General features: G+C 39.3%; 12 protein-coding genes. 4 read left to right on the top strand and 8 right to left on the bottom strand.

What is annotated here, in order from left to right; translation table 11 throughout:
* Positions 1-36: 36 nt before the first annotated feature.
* Both GFH32_RS12620 and GFH32_RS12615 read left to right on the top strand, forming a co-directional pair.
* Positions 37-2,166, top strand: coding sequence for a catalase (locus tag GFH32_RS12620; RefSeq protein ID WP_153511942.1), 2,130 nt, complete (start codon positions 37-39; stop codon positions 2,164-2,166).
* A gap of 75 nt (positions 2,167-2,241) precedes the next feature.
* Positions 2,242-2,427 (top strand): CsbD family protein, encoded by a 186-nt coding sequence (locus GFH32_RS12615; protein ID WP_153511941.1) that lies wholly within the window; start codon positions 2,242-2,244, stop codon positions 2,425-2,427.
* Between the two features lie 112 nt (positions 2,428-2,539).
* On the opposite strand, the gene GFH32_RS12610 is transcribed toward GFH32_RS12615, so the two are convergent.
* The 3 genes from GFH32_RS12610 to GFH32_RS12600 are packed head-to-tail and all read right to left on the bottom strand — an operon-like array spanning position 2,540 to position 6,869.
* Positions 2,540-3,175 (bottom strand): response regulator transcription factor, encoded by a 636-nt coding sequence (locus GFH32_RS12610; protein WP_153511940.1) that lies wholly within the window; start codon positions 3,173-3,175, stop codon positions 2,540-2,542.
* The gene (locus tag GFH32_RS12605; protein WP_153511939.1) at positions 3,172-5,433 is read right to left on the bottom strand and encodes a sensor histidine kinase; all 2,262 of its coding nucleotides are present in this window, start codon (positions 5,431-5,433) and stop codon (positions 3,172-3,174) included. The genes GFH32_RS12610 and GFH32_RS12605 overlap by 4 nt, the downstream gene beginning before the upstream one ends.
* A gap of 50 nt (positions 5,434-5,483) precedes the next feature.
* A complete protein-coding gene (locus tag GFH32_RS12600; protein WP_153511938.1) occupies positions 5,484-6,869 on the bottom strand; it encodes a WG repeat-containing protein in 1,386 nt (461 codons plus the stop codon).
* A 105-nt stretch (positions 6,870-6,974) separates the two neighbouring features.
* On the opposite strand from GFH32_RS12600, the gene GFH32_RS18535 reads away from it, so the two are divergent.
* Together GFH32_RS18535 and GFH32_RS18530 are read left to right on the top strand one after the other, a co-directional pair.
* Complete coding sequence (locus tag GFH32_RS18535; protein WP_237249243.1) at positions 6,975-7,622, top strand: sulfatase-like hydrolase/transferase; 648 nt, start codon at positions 6,975-6,977, stop codon at positions 7,620-7,622.
* On the top strand, positions 7,591-8,625 hold the full coding sequence (locus tag GFH32_RS18530; RefSeq protein ID WP_237249242.1) for a sulfatase/phosphatase domain-containing protein: 1,035 nt from the start codon (positions 7,591-7,593) through the stop codon (positions 8,623-8,625). The genes GFH32_RS18535 and GFH32_RS18530 overlap by 32 nt, the downstream gene beginning before the upstream one ends.
* Positions 8,626-8,873: 248 nt before the next feature.
* Here the strand turns inward: GFH32_RS18530 and GFH32_RS12590 are convergent, their stop codons facing one another.
* From GFH32_RS12590 to GFH32_RS12570, 5 genes are read right to left on the bottom strand one after another with little or no spacing between them, the layout of a single operon-like run.
* Complete coding sequence (locus GFH32_RS12590; protein ID WP_153511937.1) at positions 8,874-10,823, bottom strand: NHL repeat-containing protein; 1,950 nt, start codon at positions 10,821-10,823, stop codon at positions 8,874-8,876.
* 32 nt (positions 10,824-10,855) lie between these two features.
* The gene (locus GFH32_RS12585; protein ID WP_160366813.1) at positions 10,856-12,421 is read right to left on the bottom strand and encodes a DUF4886 domain-containing protein; all 1,566 of its coding nucleotides are present in this window, start codon (positions 12,419-12,421) and stop codon (positions 10,856-10,858) included.
* Between the two features lie 56 nt (positions 12,422-12,477).
* Entirely contained in the window at positions 12,478-14,517 is a 2,040-nt protein-coding gene (locus GFH32_RS12580) for an FAD-dependent oxidoreductase (RefSeq protein WP_153511935.1), read from the bottom strand.
* A 10-nt stretch (positions 14,518-14,527) separates the two neighbouring features.
* Positions 14,528-16,207: a RagB/SusD family nutrient uptake outer membrane protein gene (locus GFH32_RS12575; protein ID WP_160366812.1), complete on the bottom strand. Its 1,680-nt coding sequence runs from the start codon at positions 16,205-16,207 to the stop codon at positions 14,528-14,530.
* Between the two features lie 11 nt (positions 16,208-16,218).
* Positions 16,219-19,593: a TonB-dependent receptor gene (locus GFH32_RS12570; protein WP_153511933.1), complete on the bottom strand. Its 3,375-nt coding sequence runs from the start codon at positions 19,591-19,593 to the stop codon at positions 16,219-16,221.
* Between the last annotated feature and the right edge of the window lie 14 nt (positions 19,594-19,607).

Raw genomic sequence — 19,607 nt, 5'->3', positions numbered from 1 at the left:
AATTCTCCATAACGAGCTAATAAAAACTTTTTCCCTATGAAAAAACAGAACAAATCGAATCTAAAGACTCAACAAATTGACGCACATTTAGTCGATAACCAGAATCGTGTAATGACGACTAATGATGGCGTCCCGATTCACGATAATAACAATACACTGAAAGCTGGAGAACGCGGACCATCCTTATTAGAAGATTTTATCTATCAAGATAAATTAGCACATTTTGATCGCGAGCGCATTCCTGAACGTGTTGTTCATGCTAGAGGATCAGGCGCGCATGGCGTTTTTGAAGCGACTGCCGATATCAGTAATTATACGAGAGCGTCCTTCCTTAAAAAGGGCGCAGTAACACCTCTATTCGTTCGATTCTCTACAGTTGCTGGATTTAAAGGGTCTACCGATTTAGCACGCGATGTTCGAGGCTTCTCCGTTAAATTTTACACGCAGGAAGGGAACTATGATTTAGTCGGCAACAATATTCCTGTATTTTTTATTCAAGATGCGATGCAATTTCCTGATTTAGTTCACGCCGTGAAGCCTGAACCAGACAAGGAAATTCCACAGGCAGCATCAGCACATGATACCTTCTGGGATTTTATCTCATTAATGCCAGAAGCAGCACATATGTCGTTATGGGTGATGTCAGACCGCGCTATCCCACGTTCGCTAAGAATGATGGAAGGTTTCGGTGTACACACGTTTAAATTCGTTAACGAAGAAGGAAAAGGTACTTTTGTTAAGTTTCATTGGAAACCTAAATTAGGCGTACATCAAGTAGCATGGCAAGAAGCTCAAAAGATATCTGGCTATGACGCTGATTTCCATCGTCGTGATCTATGGGAAGCAATCGATAATGGTGATTTCCCACAATGGGATTTAGGAGTGCAATTAATTCCAGAAGAGGACGAACTTAAATACTCATTTGATATTCTAGATCCTACGAAAATAATCCCTGAGGAGCTGGTTCCGGTTCAAATTATAGGAACTATGACTTTGAATCGAAACCCAGAGAACTTCTTTGCAGAAACAGAGCAAATTGCTTTCGATCCAGGGCGTTTAGTCCCAGGGATAGACTTTAGTAATGATCCATTGTTGCAGGGAAGAGTATTTTCTTACGCAGATACGCAAAACTATCGTCTAGGTGGGCCAAACTTCCATGAGCTTCCAATAAATAGACCCGTCAATGGCAAGCACAATAATCAAAAAGATGGATTTCAACGAACAGATATTCCGAAAGGTAATGTAAGTTACTTCCCAAATAGTTTGGGTGGAGGCTGTCCCTACCATGCGATGCTGAAGGGGGAAAAAGGTTTTGAATCTCATGCTGAGAAGATTGATGCAAAGAAAATCCGCGGGCGTTCAACTTCCTTTGCAGACCATTTCACACAAGCACGCTTGTTTTTCAATTCGCAGTCGAAACCTGAGCAGCAACATATCATAAATGCGTTCAGCTTTGAGTTATCGAAAGTAAATTCAGTCGTGATTAGAACGCGCGAATTAGCAATTCTGAATCAAATTGATGAAGTCTTAGCGGCTGGAGTTGGAAAACATTTGGGTATTGAACCGCCAAAACAATTGGACGAGTTAACATTACAATTTGCGCGTCAAAACCATCCTGATTATCCGATCAAACCGAACAAGCCGGAAGTTGAGAAATCTGCGGCTTTAAGTATGGCTACAAAGCCGGGAGAAGGGACTATTGAGACACGTAAGGTAGCGTTTTTAGTTGCTGATGGCGTAAGTAAAAAATCTGTTGAGCAGATGAAGAATGCATTGATGGCGGAGAAAGCCGAAGCAGTTTTAGTTTCTACGCGTGTCGGTCAGCTGAAATATAAGGAAGGTGGTACAGAAGAAATTCAACATACCTATCTGACGGATGCCTCTGTTTGTTTCGATGCATTTTATACACCGGACGGTGACTCTGTCGCGCTGTTAAAAAACGAACCCGATTATGTGCAATTCATTAATGAAGGTTTCAGACATTGTAAAGCAATCGCATTTGCAAAAGGAGCAGAGGGTTTGGTTGATCTGACCTATATCAAAATGAAAGGGCTGGACGAGGGCGTCATCTTGGAATCGAAAAATAACTTATCAGCGGACTTTATAAAAGCAATGAAAGGTCATAGAATTTGGACTAGAGAAGAAGATCGGAAAGTACCAGTTTAAAAAAAATAAAACTTATTAGCGTTTGTTTTGTTCTATTATTAAATCACATATATAAATTTAAAAAGGAGAAAAGCTATGAACAAATTAACATGGAAAGGACGTTGGAATGAAATCAAGGGAAAAGTTAAGCAGGAGTACGCTGATCTAACAGATGATGATTTACTCTACGCTGAAGGTAAAGAGGATGAATTACTCGGAAAATTACAGAAGAAAACAGGGAAGACGAAAGAAGAGGTTGAGTCTTGGTTAGACAAGATGTAAAATCAGACTTCTTCAACGTTAGATATTGGAAAGTTAAACTTGGATGAAAACAAGAAATAACTTTCTGAGAAAAAGAAGGGTTGTTCAACACGAACAGCCCTTCTTGATTTTATTACTTGACCTCAAAGATCAAACCATATTCGTACGCTAGTTTAATCGCCGAACTAAGGTTTGATGCTTTAAACTTCTCTATTAAATTTTTTCGATGACTCTCAACAGTGTGGTGGCTTATAAAGAGTTTTTCAGCAATCTGTATTGTGGTCAAGCCCATTGCAGCTTCCAAAAGAATCTCCTTTTCTCTTCGAGTAAGCTTAGGGACGCTCTTCAATTCGCTCAGATTCTTTTTTTCTACAATTCGCTTAGTTTGAGAACACATAAAACGTTTACCATTCAATATATCTTGAATCCCCTCTAGGATTTCATCGATTGACGAATTCTTTTGAATATAGCCTTCTGCACCTTCCTGAAATGCTGAATTGATAACCGCGTATTCGTTATGCACACTCAGAACAATAATATGCATGTCCGGATGTGCAGATCTTAATGGCCGGATGAGTTCTAAGCTATTGATGTCTGAAAGATTGATATCTAATAAAAGAATATCAATACGCTCTGTCTTCAACGCTGATTGGAGTACCTCTGCTGTTGGATAACAACCAACGACAAGCAAGTCATCCTCCTTGGATAGGATATTTCTTAAGCCCTCTAAAAGTAGCGGATGATCATCAGCAATCGCAATATTTATCATACTATTTTTGGTTTTGGAAATTGAAACTCAATACTAGTTCCTTGATATATTTCCGAGTTAATTTGAACCGAACCTTTCAGAAATTCAACTCTCGATTGAATATTGTGAAGCCCGGCCGATTGATTAGACTTTAACGTTTGTAAATCAAATCCTTTGCCATCATCCTCAACGGTGATGTGGTAAGCCTGTTCTTCTTCGACAACTTGAATAAGAATCTGATTCGGATTTGCATGTTTGACAGCATTGTTTACGAGCTCTTGAACGATGCGGTAAATAATAAGCTGTTGGTCAATTGGTAGCTTATTTTCATAATGTAAAAATTGTACATCGACGTCCATTGTATCGGTTGACATACGGGTCGCATAATCAGAAAGAGCCTCCTGCAGTCCGTATTTTTGCAATAAATCTGGCATCAGATTATGTGCAACACGACGAAGTTCATCGACGGCCAAATCTAAATGACCCATGGTTTTATCCATTGTTTCCCTATTATTTTGATCGATGCGATCATTTAGTTGAGATAAGTGAAGTTTTGTTCCAGATAGCAATCCGCCCAATCCATCATGAAGATCACGTGCTAAACGACCTCGCTCCAATTCTTGTCCTTGCAGCATTGCTGTAAGTGTTGAGATCTTCGAATTCTGACGTTCTTGTTCAATCTCCAATTGATGCATCGTGTTATTTTGCTTCATATGTTTTGATCGTTGCTGATACGCATACAATAAAACTAAAAAGAGTAGAAATATCGTGGCAAACGAAAGTATAAAATAGGTGTTTACTTTTTCACGAAAGGTGATTTCTTGTTGATATTGGCTGATCTCGGCAGCTCTATTTTCAGTTTCTAATTTCGATAAGCGCAATGCTTGATTCTGTTTTTCTGTTTCCAGTTTGGCGAGTTCCAATTCCTTCGATTGATTATCCTGAAAGAGTTTCATGTTCTCCAATTCTTGCTTCTGCTGGATACCAAGCGCTGCCATAAGCGACAATTGCTGCTCTTTCTTCTCCGATTCGAGTTGTAAGTTTTGCACCTGTTGTTCTTGCTTTCCTTTTTCAAATTGTGCCTCCAACCGTTTCCCTAGCATTAACTGATCTTGGTCATAAACTCGCTTAAATATCTCCATATACTCCTTATAGTATTTAACGGCGTCTTTATAGTTGTTTTCCTTTTCGGAAATCCTGGAAAGACTTTCGTAAATACTCATCAGTATATTTTGGTCTTGATTGCTCGAATTGTTGATTTCTGACAGAGAAGCTAATAAGTACTCCTTCGCTAAGCCAAAATTATTGTCTTCAATAGCCATTTCAGCCATAATACCGTAAGCTGAAGATACGTGATTATGCTCCTTACTCTCCGAACCTTGACTTTTGGCCAATTCGGCATATTTTTTTGCTTTCTCACGATAGGAACTCGGGAAAAAGCGGAAATATAAATGCGCTAAATTATTAGATACAAACGACAGATTCGAAGTGAAGGGAATCTTGTTTTTATTTTGTTGATAGGTATCTAAAGCCTTGAGATAGTACTTTTCAGCGAGATCTCGATATTTAATAGTATTGCTGTCCCTTAAGAAATTCTGCTCGTTCAAATATCCCAAAGACATATACCCATCAAAAATACCAGAGGGGTCGTTTTGCTGTATGGATAAGTCGAGTGTTAGTTTCGAGTATTTCTCTTGAAGCTCATATTCATTCCAATTGGAATATATACCTGTTAGTTCCTTGTATACTGAAGCTTTTCTGCCCAATAAGGTCGTCGAAAGTGGGGCACGGTCCAAATATTCTAAAGCAGACATAAAGCTTCGAACGGCTTCTGCTTCTTTTAGGATTCGAACCTGAATCCAGCCTTGACCATACATGACATAACCTTTGGCTTCATTGCTTAAGGTCTTTGACATAAATTGTTTAGCCTTTGCTAAACTGACGAGTGCTTCTTTGGTCTGTTCGTCAACTTGCAAGGTAATAGCCAAAACCGTATGCAGATAGGCGGCATATTGTCCATCTTTATATTTTGCAGCAGACTGAATATTATTCTTTAGTAGCTGAAATGCTTGCTCTCCCTGGCCATTGAAATACATAGCCTGCGCATATTTTCCAGTGAGCATGTACCGATCAGGACTATTGGGAGCACTTTTATTATATTGATTCGCTAAATTACTGATTAAGTCTTGCGCTTGAAGTGGTAGTCCGATCAAAAGAAGGCCAAATAAGAGTATTATTTGACCTACTAAAAGATGAACTATTTTATTTTTTTTCTGCATGAACGCTGGCTTCTTTTTTCTTTAGCGAATATACGCCTATAAAATGAAGATTATTGTTCTTCAACGCGCTCGCCTTTCATATTGATGATGTAATGATCACTAGCTTCAGCATCCTCAGCAACAACAACCTGACCATTTTCGAAGGTTCCAGCGACGGTATATTTAAAAGGAATGACAACTTTACCCAATGGATTGATAAAGCCAAATTTATCATCTTTTTGAACCGTAATTAATGGTGAATCTTGTGAAAGAGAGATGTAATCATATTCTTCACCAACCATCTTATTAGTTTTTAAATTATATAAAGTCAATTTTTCGTTTTCATACACAGTGAAATTCGCTTTACTAATCTCAAAAATCATTTCATATTGGAAAGGAATGATAACCTTACCAGTTTCATCAATGATTCCCCATTTCTCATCTTTCATTGCGGATGCCATGCCATTGGTGATAAAGCTAATTTGATCATAGTCTGCTTTAATCGCCACAGTACCGTTTTTATTTAGCAGGCCTGTTTTTTCATTGATGCTATACATGTATTGTTCGCTATTATCATCGTAGCCTAAATAGTCATATTGACAAGCGATAACTGGTTTTCCTTGTAGATCAATGGTTCCGAATTTACCTTCTTGATTGGCAACAATAGCTTGACCATCAAAAAAGTAATCAATATGTGTGAAATCAAGACTTGTAATATGGTTGCCTTCACTATCCGCTAAACCATACAATGATTGTTCGTCGTTCGAATAAATAACACGATTTTCAGCTACTTCAGTGCCGGCTAATCCTACTGTCGCGCCATCTTCGGCTACTGCTTCTGCTGATATCTCGAGTGCCGTGTAATCTTCCGGAATACTAAAATCTGCTTGTTTCATTTCCGCATTAGCAATTTTTGTTACCGTGAAACCATTCCCAGCAACCGAGAATTCTAGAACTGCACCAGGAACTTGAGATAGAATTTCAAACTCTCCCCAATAGATTGCAGGGATTGCTTCGGTATACCATAATTCGATAAGGGTAGGGTCGACTCCTTCTTCACCGGAATCAATCTTTACTTGACCAAATTTACAGTCGTATCCAGCAATCTTTTTGGTTTTTCCTTTTATATATTCGATTCCAAGCTCTTCCGCCACTTCAGCAGCCTCTTCTCCCGAGTTTACGACAAAAAACTCTTGTGAGGCAGGAAATAACATAAATGATTTCTTTGAGTCTTTCTCACTGACGTAAATTGGAGATTCGCCATCATTGGGTACTATTTTAATATATTTTTTATTAACATATCCAGACTGAAATTGACCAGCGTTTTCAAGTTCTGCAGCAGCGTCTTGATCTGCTAACAAATACTGGTAATCTAGTTTAAAAAGCTTTTGAACTTGTGCATAAGTCGATCCTAAAGAAATAAGACTTAAGGATAATGATAAAATGATTGATTTCATATGTCTTGTTTAACTTCAGCAAATATGCCAAAATCCCTAATATCTACATATCCCTGATTATAGCTAATTTGTTAACTTAGTAAGTCAGAAATCAAACTGAATGCGATGAAGTACCTGTTGAATCTATTATGCGTAGCGCTGTTATTATTTCCTTTCATGCTGGTAAATCCCGTACGAGCCCAACAGAAAAAACCGAATATTATTTTTATTTTTTCTGATGATCATGCTTATCAGGCGATTGGAGCGTATGGAAACAAATTTGCGCATACGCCAAATATTGATAGAATTGCTAAAGAGGGGGCGCTATTTGAAAACTTCTTGGTTACCAATTCTATTTGTGGGCCGAGTAGAGCGAATTTGTTAACCGGAAAATATAGCCATAAGAATGGTTATCTAGCGAATGAAGGGCAATTTAATGTGAATCAACAATTATTTAGTCGCTTATTGAAACAAGGTGATTATCAAACTGCTTGGATCGGGAAATGGCATTTAGGATCCTTACCAGGAGATGCATTTGATGAATGGAAGATTCTACCGGGGCAAGGATATTATTACAATCCAGATTTTATTGATTCGAAGAACGATACTAGTCGTTATGAAGGTTATGTAACGGATCTAACTACCGAGTTTGCAACGGATTGGATGGACAATCGCGATAAGGATAAACCTTTTCTTTTTAGTCGTCGGCGAGAAAGCTACACATCGGGAATGGTTACCAGCAATGGAGGATCTCGGCGCATACGATCAGGTTGACTTCCCTTTACCAACAACCTTTTATGACCAATATGAGGGTAGAAAGGCTGCCGCAAATCAAGATATGACAATTACTCAGACTATGCGTATTTCAGATGATTTGAAGGTGCACGCAAAGTTTGGATTATCGAAAGAGCAAGCAGCAACAAAGCGGCAAAAGCTCAAACAAAAGCTATATGGAGACCGAGATTTAAGCGAAAAGGAAGCAGAATCGCTGGAGAGGCTCGTCTATGAAGGTATGTACGAACGGTTGAATAGTAAACAGGCGAGCAGTGTACAAGCATACTACGATCGGATTTCTAAAGACCACGACGATCTGAATTTGACCGGCGATGCCATGAGTGAATGGAAATATCAACGCTATATTCGCGATTATTTATCGACTGCGAATTCGTTAGATCGGAACATCGGTAAGTTGCTTGCCTACTTAGATCAACAGGGCTTAGCCGAGAATACCATTGTGATTTATGGATCTGACCAAGGATTTTATTTAGGCGAGCATGGCTGGTTCGACAAGCGTTTTATTTACCAAGAATCGTTGAAGACTCCTTTTGTTATTCGTTATCCAAAAGTGGTCAAAGCAGGGACCAAAATAAATCAACATGTTTTAAATATCGATTGGGCTCCAACCTTATTGGAAATTGCAGGAGTTTCCGTACCTTCGGATATACAAGGTCGCTCTTTCTTGAAGCTGTTAAAGGCAAACGGAAAGAAGGTAAAAACGCGCGAGGCGAGTTACTACCATTATTACGAATTTCCAAGACCACATCAAGTTTCGCCGCATTTCGGCATAACAACGGATCGATATAAGTTAATTCGCTTTTACAAGGGACAGGAGAGTTGGGAACTTTACGATCTACAAATGGATCCGAATGAGTTGCACAATGTTTACGGTCGAAAAGAATACGAATCGACGGTCCGGAAATTAAAAGGGAAGCTTAACGAACTGATAAAGCAATATGATGATCAAGAAGCTGCTAAAGTTATGAATCAAGCAGACTAGAAAATACTCAACAACCAAATCAATTAACCACGAATCCACGAACTAGCGTCGTGGATTTTTTTGTGCTTAACTTTTTCTATCTCCCAGTTTAATATATCACATCAGCTATGGACTCATAAAAGTTAAATGAAGTCTCTATTTGCGACGAATCAATTCCGAATCATCTCCGAATCAAACCCTCTTGTTGAAGGTCTTTGATTCGGAGTTGAATTGGGTTTGAAAGGGATGTGAAATGGATCTAGCTTTAATTAGTATTGTTCTGGCGTATAGCTCCACAGATCTGTATCTTGTCGAAAATAAATTTTGTTGTCCTGACCAAGAATCATCAGTGACGCATTGTCGCGGAGCTTGATAAGTTTTTTCGATTTGAAATCGTAGCTGTACATACAATCGGATAGCGTAAAGTAAATGAGTCCATTTGGATGGAAGATCGCTAAGCCATTTCGCCAAATGTGGCTTGGGTACTTTGGATATTGATAAACGGGAAGCTCCGATACCACTTTCTTTTTCGCTAAGTCATACTCAAATAGCGTCCCATCTGCAAAACCCCAAATATTATCATTCGGTCCTTTAAACAAGCCCGAGATCGACCAGTAGTTTGCGATACTATCTGTCCACAGTACCTGTTTGCTTTCTGGATCCCATTCGAATATTTTACCTCTTTTCTCTTTTGGGAGCACGCCTAATCCTCCGGAAATGGAGCTTCCGCCAATCACACGTTCATTAAAATTCAAAACTGAAATAACGGACTGATTCGGAATGATGTTATCGAAGGTGCTAATCGTTTCTGTTTCTACGTTTAGATGGCTTATTGTACCCCCCAATTCGCCGTACGGAGGTACTGTCCCCAAGATTACTTCCTTGCGTTTTTCAGAACTAATTACCGCGAAAGGTCGGTCTTGGTCTTTAATCTGTCCTAAATGTTTAGGATTTCCAGAACCTACTTTCCAAGCTTTTGTCAAGTCATATGAGTAAATGTGTGCTTTCGTGTAAATTCCGAAATACAGTTTATTCCCTAAACTCACCATTCCTTCAGTTTGGTGAAGTCCTGGATAGGACTGATGAATACCAGTTGAAGGATCAAAAGTCCCGTGTTGTCCAGCGAGATAGCCTGCACTCCAAACTTTTTGATCAGGTCCCCAATAAATGGTTTGAATATTTATTGGTGAGTTAGGTACATCTAATGCTAAGCTATCCAATTGCTTGCTTCTTGGGTTAATCTTGTACAATGTTTGCGCATTGCTGAACACTTGGTAATCGCCTTTATCAGTCCAAACGGCGGCTTTACCAGCGCCCGTAATCTTCCCGATAGCAATGGCGTCTGCATGGTTGTTTGATAAATCTAGCTCGAAAACTTTCCCTTTCGCAGTATAGTAGATTGTATTGGAATGGGGGTCTTTGACAATAGATTTCATATCTATGGCAGGTAGCTTTCGTACAATCTTCTGTGCTTGAATGTCGTAAACAAAGCATGATGAAAAGGTATTGCTATTGATGTACCCAATGATGTAATCTTTCCCGCCGACTTTATATACAATTTCCAAATCGTATAAAAATTCTTTAAAAACTTTTTCATCCGCCAGGAGTTGCGTCTTCTGTTTTGTTTTTGGATCTAAACGAATAAACTTGGCATTGGAACCGGTGCCAGCATAGATTTTCTTGTCATTTTTATTATAGACGAGGCCACGGACATAATTTTCTCCAGGATGAAGAGGTCCGTCGGAAACGACTTCAAATCCTACTTTGGGATGGTATTTAAAAACTAATCCGTCAGGATAGGTTCCACCGTAGATTATTCCACCCTCAGCAGGGTGTAAATCCCAAACCACCTTTTGATCAAGATTTGATAGGGCTAAAGGTGTAGGCTTTTCGTCACCTAATTTATAGGAATAAATATGGCCATTTCCAGTTGCGTAAAGGGTGTTATCACTTGATAGGGTCATATCCCAAGAACCGTCAGTTCCTGTCAATTCGGCCTCGAGTATTTTCTTTCCTGTTTTCAATTCGTAACCCAGCATACGTGCCGGAATGCCGCGTAGAACGGTAAATAAATATTCATTCCCCTGCTTATCCTTAATAAATTGACTGCCCTGGACGGCTTTGGCAAATACTTGCGGTCCATGATTTTTAAATTGAGCGATTGTGGGTTTTGTCAGTAAGCTTAAAGTTACGGCAAGTAAAAATATCTTGGTTTTCATAATGTTAACGATGATTTTTAAGGGCTTATCGCCTAAAGTTCATTTGATTCCGAAATACGTAAAGCGTTGATTACGGCAGTGCTTGTTGAAGTTTTCGACGCTTGCTTGAAACCGAGTTCTAAGGTTCCGTCCATCCGAGGAATTAGATTTTTGAAAGTAAGCAATCTGTTTTTGTTGTAACTCGTGTTCAACAGTTCAGACGTTGTATTGGATCCTTTAACCCAATAATACAGTGGATTTACTTGCTGGTTTTGACTTGCGAAGATGGAAACTGTATATTTTTTTTTCGGATTAAGGCCTTCGATTTTTAGGAACGGGAGTAAAGCGTCCTGTTCTCCTAACTGAACGGAAAAGTTGGATTTGGAAACCTCCGCAGGCATTTTAAAATCGATTGCAGTTCGCGCGGGACCCTCGCTGGCACGCTTGTCAAAGTTCCGGATAATTTCAATTGCTACAGAAGTCGACTTGTTGTCTAAGTTATTCAGGTCGCTTAAACGGGTGCCGGCTCGTTCAAAAAGAAATGAATTCCATCCCGACATAATTAAATCAGCGCCAAAATTAACTTGTATACTACTAAAGCTGCTCGATTGTACCGGCAATTTTAAGTTCTCATTTCGAGTGAGTTCAAAGGGGTTTTTGACAGCAGCTATCGCCGCGTTCCTTGCCACATCGATTTGATTTCGACTTAAATTAAAAGGTACATAGCTGTTCTGATTTAGATCATGGAATAGACTTTGATACCAGGTGCATGCTGCTGTGAAGCGACCAATTTTAAGGTCCAAATGATAGCCTTCACGTGTGAAATTATCGCCAATATAGCTAGTCCTACCATTTTGAATTGCAGTACCCGCAGGGATAATGAAATCAATCGGTATGATATCCTTTATTTCCTTTGACACATCTACAATCTTTTGATACATCAGTTCTTGATTTCGGTTATATTTTTCGAAATTCTTAGTGCTTGCATTTTGGGCATATGCCCAAGTCTGGTGATAAGCATAGCGCACAGAGGATATAGGATAGTTCTTCTGAACATATGCAAATAGGGAAGGAAGGTCTTTCTTAACTGACGCAAGATCTCCCGAGAGTAAACTTGCTTGTTGAAAGCAAATGATATCCCAGTTTTCATCCTTTAATGCTGTTAGAATTGAAGTTTTTCGCGTATTCACTTTCGCTCCGTCGATGTAGGTTTTTCGGTAATCGTAAATGGCATTATCTTCAGTAGCGTTTTTCAGGTGGAAATCTAAAGGCGCTCCGCCTCGAAATAGATTGCCAATAACCAGTGGTTTTCCACTTTGCTTTGCCAAGTCGTGAAGATAATATTCAACGCCGTCGTCGGAAAAGCTATTTCCAATCACAAGGATCTTCGTGACGCCATCATCCAATGGATCAGCGATTTGAAATCGCTGATCACGGAATGACAGTGTGCCGGTTTTCTGAATTAGGAATTTATCGGTTTCATTAGCAATCGGAAGTAATATATCATCCGATTTTTTTTTCCAATATTGGATTTGCTTGCTTGTTAGACTAAGTGTGTCGCCTAGAAATACTACGCTATCTTTTTCTTGTGCTACACCCGAAAGTGAAAGCGATGACATGGCTAGACACAGGCAGAGTCCTATCCACTTGAAGTTCATATTATCCTATTCAATTATTATTTTACCTTTTTCCAAATCACAGCATCGGCAATCACACGACCTGTTTGCTGCTCAGCTTTCACTTTGACTTGGCTTTTTACATTCTTATTTATTTGATATTCTCCCAAATCAACCCATTCTCCAGAAGTCAAGCCAATTCTCTTAATATCGGATTTGTTAATTGTCACCTTTTGGTTGGATTTCCCGTCGAATATATCGAAGGTAAATTGATCCGCTAATTCTTTATCATCTGCGATGTAGAAGTAGATTCGATATTTTGATGACTCAGTAATATTCGCTTTGAAACTTACACTTGCATTTTTATCTTGGCGATCTGAAACATATTTGTCTCTAACATATCCTCCACGGATTAAATTCCAATTTCCGTTGACAGTTACATTTTCTTTGTCGAGGTTGTCAATTAATACTTCTGCTTTACTGCCGTCTGCTAAAGGGTCTGTTTTTAGTTTATTTATCAACTGATTAACATCGATATCCTGAATGTTTTGCTTATTGTTGATTGCCTGAGTTGCGGCGGTTGCTGCGGATTGCGCGAGTACCATAAACACGGGCTCCATACGGATTGAACCAAAAGCAATATGTGATGAAGACATACATACGGGTACCAAAAGATTTGAACATTCTTCGATTTTCGGTGTTATCGCTTGGTAAGAGATCGGGTAGGGTGCAGGAACTGGTTTTTGTACATCACCTTCATTTTTTACCATCCCATTAACCACTAATCGTTGAATATTGTGTGAGTCCATTTGATAAGCGGCCATACCGATTGGATCATCAATCAGTTCATCGCCTTCACAGTGTTTTTGAGTCATGACTTTGCGACCGATCATACGACGAGCTTCACGCACATACAGTTGGTTTGAGAAGCCGTTGGTTTCAGGGAATTCGTCCTTACAAAAACCCCAAGATTTCATTTCTGCACGAATGTGTGTCGGTACTCTAGGATCGTGACTTAAGAAATATAAAAGGCTTTTAGTGTAATCCTCATGCTTTTTCCAAATAGCTTCTCGCGTTTTATAGTCGCCGTCCGGATAATCGTAATTCTCACCAATCATATCGGTTGAGAACGCGCCAAAATTATTGAAATCCGTTTTCCCATTAGGCATATATTTGATTAAGAATCCACCCGTATGTCTGTATTCTTTCTCTCCATTGGGAAGATTTACAATATCGAGATTACTGAAAATGGTTGTCCATTTTTCTTTTTCTATTTGTCTAAGTAACAACTCAAAATGTTCCGGATTGTAATTGTCAGGTTTGCTGAAAGGGATTTGATTATTCTTATCTTGCGTTAAAGTAAGTCGAAAATTATATGCTTGAATTTTCTTGTCTCCTGAACCATGCGGCGCAAGTTTTTCGTTAGAAATTCCCCAAAGAAGACCACTTTCTGGTTTTCCAGGAATTTTATAAGGGTCTATGCCATCAGGGAATTGATGAACTTCCTGTAGCTGTATCCCGTTTTGGCTTTCTCCATATTGGTCGATTGCTTCACGCCCTATCGCATAGCTTACGCCAGCTTTGGCCATTAGGTCTCCCTCATAGGTACAATCGATAAACATCTTTGCTTTAATGCGTAATACTTCATTAGAATGGTCATTTTTACGCACGACAATCTCTGTGATTTTATTGCCTTGTTTGATGACTTCCTCCAGCAAATAGTTTTTTTGAATCTCTAAATTTGTTGCAGCGATATAGTCGTTAAATACTTTGTTAGCCACATGTGGTTCAAACGTCCATTGCTCAAACTTGTTATATTCAGCACCTATACGGCGATAGAAATCCCGTGCTAGACCAGTAATAGCGAATTTATTGCCGATATCTGTCGCTCCAAGACCGCCGGTGGTTAGTCCGCCAATGTAATTTCTAGGCTCGATAACCAGTGCTTTCTTACCTAGTTTTGTTGCGGTGTATCCTGCGATAATTCCTGCGGAACTCCCTCCATAAATACAAATGTCAACTTCTACAGTCTTATTTCCAGCCATGCTATGACTGGAAATAGATAAGACCATAAAGCATATAATTAATAGCTTTTTCATCGGTATGGGTTTAGTAATTTTTATTCTGTGTTAGATTTGGATTTACTTCAGTCTCAATGCGTGGGATTGGCCATACATAATCGCGTTCAGCGTTGAAATTACGTTTTTCAATTACGCGCATTTCTGCTCTATTGCTAACTTGTGCATAGTTTGGTGTTCCGTTTTCATCGATTGTTGGTGCATTTGCTAACCAACCTGTGCGGATACGTCCCAAAAGATCGCCTGGCATTACCTGATGCGCAATATTCCATCTACGAATATCAAAAAGGCGTAATCCTTCCGCCGAGAGCTCGTATTTTCTTTCTTTACGTACAATTGAGCGCATTTGTGATTGACTTTTGCCAGTTGCAATTGCTGGCATCGCAACCGATGGGCGTTGCCTTACTTGATTAATTGCTTCATACACCGAATTATCAATTTGGTTAAGTTCAGTTTTTGCTTCCACATAGTTTAATAGTACCTCGGCATATCTGAATAAAATGGCATTTAATTCAGAGTTTGTACGATCGGTAAAATCAATTGGGTCTGCATATTTACGCCATAGATAGCCAGAGAAAGATGCATATGCGTTGGTTGCATCTGTATTGGCTATTCGTTTAGGAGTTGCGTCACGATAATCCCAAGTCATTGTACTATCTGGGTGTGTTTCAAAAATAACACCTAAGGATAAGGTTTGCGGCAATACGACCGTTTGCGTTAAACGAGGGTCACGATTTAAGAACGGTTTTTTAGGATCAAATAATGGAGATTTATCAATGTTCAATCCGTCTGTACACTCATAGGAGTCGATGAGCGATTGTACAGGAATTTTGTTTGAAAAGCCCTGCATCAAACGGGAATAAAACTGAGAAGAAATACTGTGCGTTGCTAAGCCTTTTTTGTATTGAATAGCCCAGATAATTTCTTTCGATGATTCGCCAGCATACTTGAACAATTGCTCAAAATTATTATGTAACTGATATTGATTTAGTTCCATAACAGCCTTTGCCGCATCAGCAGCCTCCTGATATTTTTTGTTAAATAATGCCGCTCTAGATTTTAAAGCTAAAGCTGCTCCTTTCGTAGCGCGGCCTAAATTACTACCTGTTGCCGTTTCTGGTAGATTAATAACACTTGCATCTAATTCTGCGAGGATGAAATTATTCGTTTCTTCTTTCGTCGCTCTTGGAATTGCGGACTCTGCTAACGGTACATTTTTAGTTAACAAAGGCACTCCACCGAATAATTCATTCAAAAAGAAATAATAATATGCGCGTAAGAATCTTACTTCACTAATGCGTTGATTTAACACTGCCTCAGGAACAACAGCATTTAAATTTTCGACTTTCTCGAGAATGGTATTGCAGCGTTGAATACCTATGTAAAGTAAGTTCCAGAAATCTGAAGTGAATTCATTGTTTGCATCGGCATTCCCTAGACCTAGAATCTGTAAGGCATTGGTGTTTCTTTCCCAACCAATGTCAGAAGCGTAGTCAATTGTTAGTGGAAAAGGCATTGGTGTCGCTTTTGGTGCCTGATACAGGGCGTTGTAGGCTCCTGTTACAGCCATGTTAAGCTCTTGCTCATTGGATATAAAAGTTTCACTGGAAGGGCTATCTAATGGATTCTTGATTAGATATTCTTCATTACAGGAATATAAAGAGAGGCTTAATAACAGGCCTAATGTATATGATAGTGTATTTCTTTTCATGGTTAATCTAATTAAAACTTGGCACTCAATCCAAAACTGTAGACTTTCATTTGCGGATACCATCCACCGGTTCCAATTGGACCTTCTGGATCATACCCTTCCCAGAAGTTTGTTTTCGTGAACAGGTTTTGTCCGGAAGCAAACACGCGAAGCGCACGTAGGGGCATAGATGCTGATGACTGAAGTGGAACATTGTATCCTATCGTAATGTTCTTCAAACGTAGATAGGCAGCATTTTTCATCCAGAAGGTTGAATTTTGGATATTGTTATTCTCGTTGAAAGCATAGCGTGGAAAAGCAGCGTTGGTGTTTTCTGGCGTCCAACGGTCTTTATGCTGTTCTTGTACAGTACCACCTTGATAGAAAGGCATAATTCCTTGTCCAAATAGATAGCCATCTGCTTTAGCGACACCTTGGAAGAATAGTGCTATATCGAATCCATGATAGGAAGCGCCTAAGTTTGCGCTATAAGTATAACGTGGAATCGGACTTCCCATAATAATTTCATCAGCTGCATCAATCTTTCCATCGCCATTTTGATCTTGGTATTTGATATCACCAGCGGCAATATTTCCAATTTGTTTTGGCGAGTTTGCAACATCTTCCGCACTTGTGAAATAGCCAATTGCTTGGTAACCGTAAAGAGAACCAATCGGGTGACCTTCATGATTGACCGTTAGTCCGGTACGCATCACACCACGCATATCTAAGACTTTGTTTTTAACATCTGAAAGATTGACGGCAACATTGTATTTAAAGTCGCCAATAGCATTGTTATAAGCTACCGAAACATCCCATCCTTTATTTTCAACAACACCTGCGTTTTGATAAGGAGGATAAGTATAACCTAAGATTTTCGCGATATCTAGTTGAAGGAGAATGTCGGAAGTCTTTCTATGGTAGTAATCGGCTGTAATGCTTAAGTTTCTCCATAGGGTTAAATCAAGTCCTATATTACTTACGTCGGTAGATTCCCAACGTAATGCAGGGTTGGCCATTGTTGACAATGCTGCACCTGTATTGATGTTTTCTCCAAAAGCATAATTGTTAGCTCCGATATTGAAATAGGAAGCGAAGGAGTAAAGGCCACCAATATTTTGGTTACCCAATTTACCCCAAGATCCACGAAACTTCATTTCAGTAACAACATCGTTTAGGGGTTGCATAAATGACTCTTGACTGATTCTCCATCCAGCAGAGAATGATGGAAAGAATGAATATTTATTGCCGACCGCAAAACGTGATGAACCATCGTATCTGGCATTCGCTTCGAACAAGTATTTTCCTTTGAAATCATAATTTAATCGTCCAAAAACAGAACGTAGAGACCATTGTGAAGATGTACCTCTCGCTAGATTGTTTTCTTGATTTCCGGCATTCAGCTCCTGCAGTTCTGGAATCAAAAAGATCTCACGATAGCCAGAAAGTGTGTTGTCTGTTTGATCTTCTTGTTGAAAACCGGCCATTACATTGAAATTATGGTCAGAAGCCAATGTTTTTTGATAAGATACCACAGCGCGAAGGTTATTGTACCAATACTGGCTATAGCTTTCTGTTAAGCTATTTCTTTGTGGATTTAAATATGCTTTGTCGCCATTCCAGTAATACGTTTGGATACTATTGATGAATTGTTTGTCATGACTGACTTCGTATTTCGGAGAATAAACGAGGTTCACGGTCATGCCATCAATAGGTTTGTATTTCAAATCGATATTGAAAACCGAGTTCATTGGATTTACTAAATTCAAGCCTCCATCACGTGCTTTGGCGATGGAGTTGTCGCCATTCCAACCTTCACCATATTGGCCATTGGAAAGAATACCTGCCTGATTAGCTGGGATCCGACGCATCCAATGGAATACAGAATTGGTTCCTACAGCAGGCTCTTTCATTTCAGATTTAGTGAAGAAGAAATCAATTGCTGCGCTAAGTTTTTGTGAAATTTGAAGGTCACTATTTAAGCGGAAATTGTAACGGCGAAATTTTGTATTTTCTAGGATACCGCCTTGATCGAAGTAACCAAGAGAACCTAGAACTTTAACTTTTTCTGATCCGCCTTGAGCCGCGATATAATGGTTTTGCATGAAGGCGTTATCCTTCATTGTTAAGCCTTGCCAATCGGTATTGGGGAATCGATCTGGATTGCTTTCCATGCCAGCAACGTAATCTTTGATCATTTGCTCGGTGAAGATCGGACTCTTTCCCGTATTGGTGTACGCCTCGTTCAATAAGTTCATATGATCAAGCCCATTTACCATTTTAGTCATCTCCGTTGGGTTCTGCCAGCCAGCATAATTGTTGTAATCCACGGTGACGCCTTCGTTTTTCGCACGTTTGGTTGTCACTAAAATCACTCCATTTGCTGCTCTAGATCCATAAATTGCCGCAGAAGACGCATCTTTTAAAACAGAGATATTTTCAATATCATTGGTGTTCACATTATTGATATTTCCTTCAACTCCATCGATTAGGACTAGCGGGTTTGAGTTTCCCAATGTACCAATTCCGCGGATTCGCAAACTACCCATATCTCTACCAGGTTGCCCTGAAGCTTGTGTTACGGTCAGTCCTGGAGCAGCTCCCTGTAACGCTGTTGATGCTTGGCCTACGGGTTGTTTTGTAAGTTGCTCGCTCTTTACGACTGCAACTGCCCCTGTAAGATTTACTTTTTTCTGGGTTCCATATCCGACTACGACTACTTCATCAAGATCACTTACGGCTGCCTGTAAGGCTACATTCAATGGCTCACTAGCGGAAGTCACTTGTCGCTCAACTGGCGCGTATCCGATCTGTGAGAAGCGAATAGTGGTAGGGAAGGAGCTAATCGTCAATTCAAATGAGCCAGATGCTGTTGTTCCTGTCCCTTGTTTTGTTTTTAAATCAATAATACTAACGCCTTCTAATGGAGTGCCATCAGTAGATTTTACTAGACCACGGAGGGTTTGTTGTATGTTGATGTTATTCGCAACGTCTTCAGCTAATTTTACCGATTTAACGACAGGCTTATTCACTTTGTTGATCAGTATCGTTTTATCTTCGATGGTGAAATTGTAGGGTAGGCCTTTTAATAAGACGCTTAAAAATTGCGAAATATTAGCATTGCTGATGTTAATATCGACCGGTTTTATGTGTTTTACGTCCCTGAGGTCGTATAAAACAACATAATCTGTTTTATTTTCAATGTATTTAAACGCATTTTCAATTTTTGCAGCTTTCATTTTGTAGGAAAGCTGTTGTGAAAATGATTTTGCCTGTAATTGAATACTTCCGATCAATAGGAAGACACATAAGGTTTTAAAAATCATAATTTGATATCGAATACGTGAAAGAAAAGTATTGACAACATGAATTGGATAAGGATTTTTCAATCCTTGATAGTTTTTCATAATATTGTAATCTA

The organism is Sphingobacteruim zhuxiongii (assembly GCF_009557615.1).
In the GTDB taxonomy this organism is placed as follows: Bacteria; Bacteroidota; Bacteroidia; order Sphingobacteriales; family Sphingobacteriaceae; genus Sphingobacterium; species Sphingobacterium zhuxiongii.
The sequence above is the reverse complement of the archived record's forward strand: the minus strand, read 5'-3'. Positions and strand labels throughout refer to the sequence as shown.

What these genes read in the sequence shown, in the direction of transcription:
- GFH32_RS12620 (WP_153511942.1), top strand. Translation starts at nt 37, where the DNA reads ATGAAAAAACAGAACAAATCGAATCTAAAGACTCAACAAATTGACGCA.
- GFH32_RS12615 (WP_153511941.1), top strand. Translation starts at nt 2,242, where the DNA reads ATGAACAAATTAACATGGAAAGGACGTTGGAATGAAATCAAGGGAAAA.
- GFH32_RS12610 (WP_153511940.1), bottom strand. Translation starts at nt 3,175, where the DNA reads ATGATAAATATTGCGATTGCTGATGATCATCCGCTACTTTTAGAGGGC.
- GFH32_RS12605 (WP_153511939.1), bottom strand. Translation starts at nt 5,433, where the DNA reads ATGCAGAAAAAAAATAAAATAGTTCATCTTTTAGTAGGTCAAATAATA.
- GFH32_RS12600 (WP_153511938.1), bottom strand. Translation starts at nt 6,869, where the DNA reads ATGAAATCAATCATTTTATCATTATCCTTAAGTCTTATTTCTTTAGGA.
- GFH32_RS18535 (WP_237249243.1), top strand. Translation starts at nt 6,975, where the DNA reads ATGAAGTACCTGTTGAATCTATTATGCGTAGCGCTGTTATTATTTCCT.
- GFH32_RS18530 (WP_237249242.1), top strand. Translation starts at nt 7,591, where the DNA reads ATGGAGGATCTCGGCGCATACGATCAGGTTGACTTCCCTTTACCAACA.
- GFH32_RS12590 (WP_153511937.1), bottom strand. Translation starts at nt 10,823, where the DNA reads ATGAAAACCAAGATATTTTTACTTGCCGTAACTTTAAGCTTACTGACA.
- GFH32_RS12585 (WP_160366813.1), bottom strand. Translation starts at nt 12,421, where the DNA reads ATGTCATCGCTTTCACTTTCGGGTGTAGCACAAGAAAAAGATAGCGTA.
- GFH32_RS12580 (WP_153511935.1), bottom strand. Translation starts at nt 14,517, where the DNA reads ATGAAAAAGCTATTAATTATATGCTTTATGGTCTTATCTATTTCCAGT.
- GFH32_RS12575 (WP_160366812.1), bottom strand. Translation starts at nt 16,207, where the DNA reads ATGAAAAGAAATACACTATCATATACATTAGGCCTGTTATTAAGCCTC.
- GFH32_RS12570 (WP_153511933.1), bottom strand. Translation starts at nt 19,593, where the DNA reads ATGAAAAACTATCAAGGATTGAAAAATCCTTATCCAATTCATGTTGTC.